3 protein-coding genes are annotated in these 5,647 nt (G+C 74.4%); 1 reads left to right on the plus strand and 2 read right to left on the minus strand.

Going from position 1 to position 5,647, the window contains the following annotated elements; genetic code table 11:
- Positions 1-115: 115 nt before the first annotated feature.
- Positions 116-592: a hypothetical protein gene (locus ABZ924_RS37960; protein WP_361920214.1), complete on the minus strand. Its 477-nt coding sequence runs from the start codon at positions 590-592 to the stop codon at positions 116-118.
- A 195-nt stretch (positions 593-787) separates the two neighbouring features.
- Positions 788-3,358 (minus strand): glycoside hydrolase family 31 protein, encoded by a 2,571-nt coding sequence (locus ABZ924_RS37965; protein WP_361920215.1) that lies wholly within the window; start codon positions 3,356-3,358, stop codon positions 788-790.
- A 247-nt stretch (positions 3,359-3,605) separates the two neighbouring features.
- Here ABZ924_RS37965 and ABZ924_RS37970 point away from each other — a divergent pair, with 247 nt between their 5' ends.
- Positions 3,606-5,582 (plus strand): acetoacetate--CoA ligase, encoded by a 1,977-nt coding sequence (locus tag ABZ924_RS37970; protein WP_361920217.1) that lies wholly within the window; start codon positions 3,606-3,608, stop codon positions 5,580-5,582.
- The last annotated feature ends 65 nt before the right edge of the window (positions 5,583-5,647 follow it).

Consider the following 5,647-nt stretch of genomic DNA (forward strand, 5'->3'; position numbering starts at 1 on the left):
GCAGCGACGCGACCGCAGGGAGCGCCCTTGACGCGCCGGCCCGCACCGAAAGGACAATGGGCGGCCGGGAAGCCCCCGGACACCCACCGACCCCGCCCCACCGTGACGCCCCTCCCTACACCGGCAGTTCCATCACGAAGCCGGCCATCGTCATGACGGCCACGGCTGCCGCCGTCACTGTCAGGCCACGGGCCCACAGCGTCTTCGCCGGGACCGGGACCGCCCGTGCCCGCAAAGCCGTCCCCGCGGCGAGCGGGAGCACCGCGCACGCCGCCGTGGCGGCCCACACCACCCCGAAGGACGGGGCCGCCGCAACCGCTTCGCGGAGCCACCACCGGACCACGGCCGCCGGCGGCGCCGAGAGCGGCACCATCAGCACCACCACCGCAACCGACTGCGGCCACGCCGTCAGGCGGGCCGTCAGCCGGCCCAGCAGCGCCAAGGGCTTGACGAGCAGCACTCCGTGCAGGAAGCCCACCGCCACGGCGACCACCGACCCGACCCCGAACATCGTCAGGGATCTGACCGGGGCCGCCTGCTGCGTCGCGACGACGACGAGCGTCCACGCCGCAAGCAACTGGCACGCACCCACAACCTCGGCTCCTGGCGCCATGTCCCAGTGGCGCGGGCTCTGTAACGCCCGCAGCCGAGGAACCAACGGTCGCGCAGGCCTCGCCAGCGTCGCCGGCCTCGCCGGGCTCGCCAAGACCATTACAAACCCCCTGATCGAACCGCTCCGACGGCAGCACGGCCGGTACGCCGCGCACGGGCAGGCTCCCGTACGCCGCTATAGCGGAGCTACATCCTTCCCGGAGCCGGAAAAACCAGAGAACCGGGAAGAACGACCAGCCCCATCCCCATCCCCAGCCCGAGCCCCATCCCCACCCCCACCACAATCCCCCCGCACCAAAACCCCCTCCACCAGCCCGCCACCCCCACCCGCACCCCCACCCTCATCCTCGACCACCACCGCATCCCCCTCCCACCGCACCGTGTACCGCTCGACCTGGTCCTGCTCGAACCCGGGCCCCGGATCCCGGATCACCACCCCACCGCCGCTCCGCCCCCGCGCCGGAGCCCACACCTCCAGCCCGACTCCCGAACCCCGCTCGTCCCGAACCCCCAACACCGCCCCCGCCCGCGCCAGCACCGGCACCCGTCCGAGCGGCGCATCCAGCAGCACCTGCCCCGGCCCCTCGTACGCCGTCCCCGTCGCCGTGTCGTACCACCGCCCCCGCGGCAGCCGGACCGCCCGCCGGTCCGCGCCGGGCTCGAGCACCGGCGCCACCAGCAGCGCGTCCCCCAGCAGAAAGGCGTCCTCGCAGTCCCGCAGCCCGCGGTCCTCCGGCGCGCCCCACCACAGCGGCCGCACGTACGGGGCCCCGGTCCGCCGGGCGAGCCGGGCCAGCGTCATGAAGTAGGGCCGCAGCCGCTCCCGCTCCGCCAGGACGGCCGCCGCATGCCGCTCCACCTCCGGCCCGAACTCCCAGGGTTCCCGCCGCCCCGCCCAGATCGCCGAGTGCGTCCGGAACAGCGGCATGTACGCGCCCAGCTGCAGCCACCGCAGATACAGCTCGGGCGACGGCGTCCCCCCGAACCCGCCCACGTCCGGCCCCGAGTACGGCACCCCGCACAGCCCGAGCCCCAGCACCAGCGCGAGGGAGGCCCGCAGCCCTTCCCACCCGGTCTCCACGTCCCCGGACCACGTGCCCCCGTACCGCTGCATGCCCGCCCAACCCGACCGGGAGAACAGGAACGGCCGCTCCCCGGGCCGCAGCCGTACCAGCCCCTCCCACCCGGCCTGTGCCATCCCCAGCGCGTACACGTTGTGCGCGGCCCGGTGGTCCCCGCCCGCCCCGTCCAGGGCGTGCCGCGCGGACCGGGGCAGGGTCATGTCCCCGAACGGTGCGAACGACACCGGCTCGTTCATGTCGTGCCACACCCCGGAGAATCCCTGCGCCAGCCGCTCCGCGTACAGCCCGCCCCACCACTTCCGCACCGCCGGATCCGTGAAGTCCGGGTACGCGCACTCGCCGGGCCAGACCTCGCCCCGCACCTCCTGCCCCTGCGCATCCCGTACGAAGGCACCGTCCGGCCCGACAGCGAGGCCGGACTTGTGGACCGCGTCGCCGGCCTTCACCGCCGGGTCCACGATCGACACCAGCCGCACCCCCTGCTCCCGCAACTCACTCGCCATCCCCGGCAGATCGGGGAAGCGGAGCTCGTCCACCGTGAAGACGCGGTGCCCCTCGTAGTGGTCGATGTCCAGGTGCACGGCGGACAGCGGCAGCCCGCGCGCCCTGTACCCGGCCACCACGCGCCGCACCTCCGCAGCGCTCCCGAACCCCCACCGCGCGTGCTGGTAGCCCAGCGCCCACTCGGGCGGCACGGCGGCGGCGCCGGTCAGCCCCGACCAGCCCTGCAGCACCCGGGCCGGGGTCCCGACCAGCACCCAGCAGCGCAGCGGGCCGCCCTCCATGCGCAGTTGGCTGATACCGGGCCGGTCGGGCCCCGAGCCCGCGCCCTCCTCGCCCTCGCGCAGGGTCACCCGGCCCTCCCACGAGTTGTCGTGGAACACCAGGTGCGTCCCGGCGTCCGCGACCACGAGCTGCACCGGCATCGTGATGTAGAGCGGGTCGTCGCCGGGCCCGAAGCCCCCCTTCGGGTCGGTGTTCCACAGCCGGTACACCCCGTCGCGCAGCCGCGGCCCCGCCGCCCGCCCGCCCAGGCCGAAGAACCGCGCGTCCGCGGGCACCTCGGCGCGCACGACCCAGCGCGAGGGCAAACCCGCCGACCCCCTCGAACCCGAACCTCCTGAACCCCCCGAACCCCCCGAACCCCCCGAACCCCCCACCCCATCCCCAACCGGATCTCCGCCCCCCGCAAGCCCGCCCCCCACCGGCTCCCACCACCGCGGCGGCAGCTCCCGCCGCAGGACCGCGCCGCCCGGTGTGCGGACCTCCACCGCCCCGTGCCGGGAGACCGCCACCGTCACCCGCTCCGACACCACCCGCCAGCCGCCGCCCGTGTCCGGCTCCAGCACGGCCCGCGGGTCGGGCTCCGGCCCGCTGCCCACCACCGCGTACGAGGGCGTCGGCCCGGCCCCGTCCCAGCCCCAGAAGACCGCGCCGCCGACCGTGACCCGTACCAGCAGCTCCGAGCGGGCGAACCGCAGCACCCCGCCGCCCGGCCGGGGCTCCGTACCGGTCAGCAGCCCCGGCACGCGCGCCCGCTCCACGCCCCGGCGCGGGAGCCCCACCGCGTCCGCCCGCCGGTGGCGCAGCGCCGAGCGCCACGCCCGCCGCCCCCGCTCCGTCCCGATCTCTTTCACCGCACGCACCAGTTCGCGACCGTTCATGCTGCTCACCCTGCCATCGGCCGTCGACCGAGAAGGCTGCGTTCAACTTCCGTTCACCCGTCCATGGACCCCGGAGGCCGACTCCCCGCCACCCGGGCGCCTGCTCCGCGCCGCCCCGACGCCTCTGGTGCGGACGTAGATCGCATGGCATCGTCCCTGTGTGCCGCCGCGCGCACACCCACCGCGCGATGGCACCGTACGCAACGCACACCACGCGCGAGCCGCACACTTGACCGGGAGCCGACCCATGACCTCGTCCACCCAGCCGGAACCCCTCTGGTCCCCGGGGCCCGACCGGATCGCCGCGGCCCGCATCACCGCCTTCCAGGCGTGGGCCGCCGAGCGGCACGGGGCTCCCGCGGACGGCGGCTACCCCGCGCTGCACCGCTGGTCCGTGGACGAGCTCGACACCTTCTGGAAGGCCGTCGCCGACTGGTTCGACGTCCGCTTCACCACCCCCTACGAGTCGGTCCTCGCCGACCGCTCGATGCCGGGCGCCCGCTGGTTCCCCGGCGCCACCCTCAACTACGCCGAGCACGCCCTGCGCGCCGGCGAGGACCCGGCGCGCGCCGACGACGCCGCCCTGCTGTACGTGGACGAGACCCACGAGGCCGTCCCCGTCACCTGGTCCGAGCTCCGCAGCCGGGTCGGGGCGCTCGCCGCCGAGCTGCGCGCCCTCGGCGTACGCCCTGGCGACCGGGTCAGCGGCTACCTCCCCAACATCCCCGAGGCCGTCGTCGCGCTCCTCGCGACCGCCGCCGTCGGCGGCGTGTGGACCTCCTGCGCCCCCGACTTCGGAGCCCGCAGCGTCCTCGACCGCTTCCAGCAGGTCGAACCGGTCGTCCTGTTCACCGTCGACGGCTACCGCTACGGCGGCAAGGAGCACGACCGCCGCGACACCGTCGCCGAACTCCGCGCCGAGCTGCCCTCGCTGCGCGCCGTCGTGCACATCCCGCTGCTCGGCACGCCGACCCCCGACGGCGCCCTGGCCTGGTCGGACGTGACCTCCGCCGCCGCCGAGCCGGTCTTCGAGCCGGTCCCCTTCGACCACCCGCTGTGGGTGCTGTACTCCTCCGGCACGACCGGCCTGCCCAAGGCGATCGTCCAGTCGCAGGGCGGGATCCTGCTGGAGCACCTCAAGCAGCTCGGCCTGCACTGCGACCTGGGTCCCGAGGACCGCTTCTTCTGGTACACCTCCACCGGCTGGATGATGTGGAACTTCCTCGTCTCCGGCCTGCTCACCGGCACCACGGTCGTCCTGTACGACGGCAGCCCCGGCTACCCCGACACCGGCGCCCAGTGGCGGATCGCCGAGCGGACCGGAGCCACCCTGTACGGGACCTCCGCGGCCTACGTGATGGCCTGCCGCAAGGCAGGGGTCCACCCCTCGCGCGACTTCGACCTGTCCGCGGTGAAGTGCGTGGCGACCACGGGTTCGCCGCTGCCCCCCGACGGCTTCCGCTGGCTGCACGACGAGGTCGCCGAGGACCTCTGGATCGCCTCGGTCAGCGGCGGAACGGACGTCTGCAGCTGCTTCGCCGGCGCCGTCCCCACCCTCCCCGTCCACATCGGCGAGCTCCAGGCCGCCTGCCTGGGCACGGACCTGCAGTCCTGGGACCCGTCGGGCAAGCCGCTCACCGGGGAGGTCGGCGAGCTGGTCGTCACCAACCCGATGCCCTCGATGCCGATCCGCTTCTGGAACGACCCCGACGGCAGCCGCTACCGCGACAGCTACTTCGAGATGTTCCCCGGCGTGTGGCGCCACGGAGACTGGATCACGATCACCGACCACGGCTCGGTCGTCATCCACGGACGCTCGGACTCCACCCTGAACCGGCAGGGCGTCCGGATGGGCTCCGCCGACATCTACGAGGCCGTCGAGCGCCTGCCCGAGATCAAGGAATCGCTGGTCATCGGTCTCGAGGAGCCGAACGGCGGCTACTGGATGCCGCTCTTCGTGCACCTCGCGCCGGGCGCCACCCTCGACGACGAGCTGCGCGGCCGCATCAAGTCGGTCATCCGCGAGCAGCTCTCCCCGCGACACGTGCCCGACGAGATCATCGAGGTGCCGGCCATCCCGCACACCCTCACCGGGAAGCGCATCGAGGTCCCGGTCAAGCGCCTGCTCCAGGGCACGCCGATGGAGAAGGCGGTCAACCCGGGGTCGGTCGACAACATCGACCTCCTGCGCTTCTACGAGGAGCTGGCCCGCACCCGCTCCTGACGGCGGCAAGACGGCGGCAACACAGTGGCGCAGTGGCCGCGGGGGCCGGGGGGGGCCGGCCGCGC

The organism is Streptomyces sp. NPDC046876, assembly GCF_040645035.1.
In the GTDB taxonomy this organism is placed as follows: domain Bacteria; phylum Actinomycetota; class Actinomycetes; order Streptomycetales; family Streptomycetaceae; genus Streptomyces.

Bases quoted from the DNA above. Each gene is read 5' to 3' on its own strand.
- ABZ924_RS37965 (WP_361920215.1), bottom strand. From the start codon at position 3,358: ATGAACGGTCGCGAACTGGTGCGTGCGGTGAAAGAGATCGGGACGGAG.
- ABZ924_RS37970 (WP_361920217.1), top strand. From the start codon at position 3,606: ATGACCTCGTCCACCCAGCCGGAACCCCTCTGGTCCCCGGGGCCCGAC.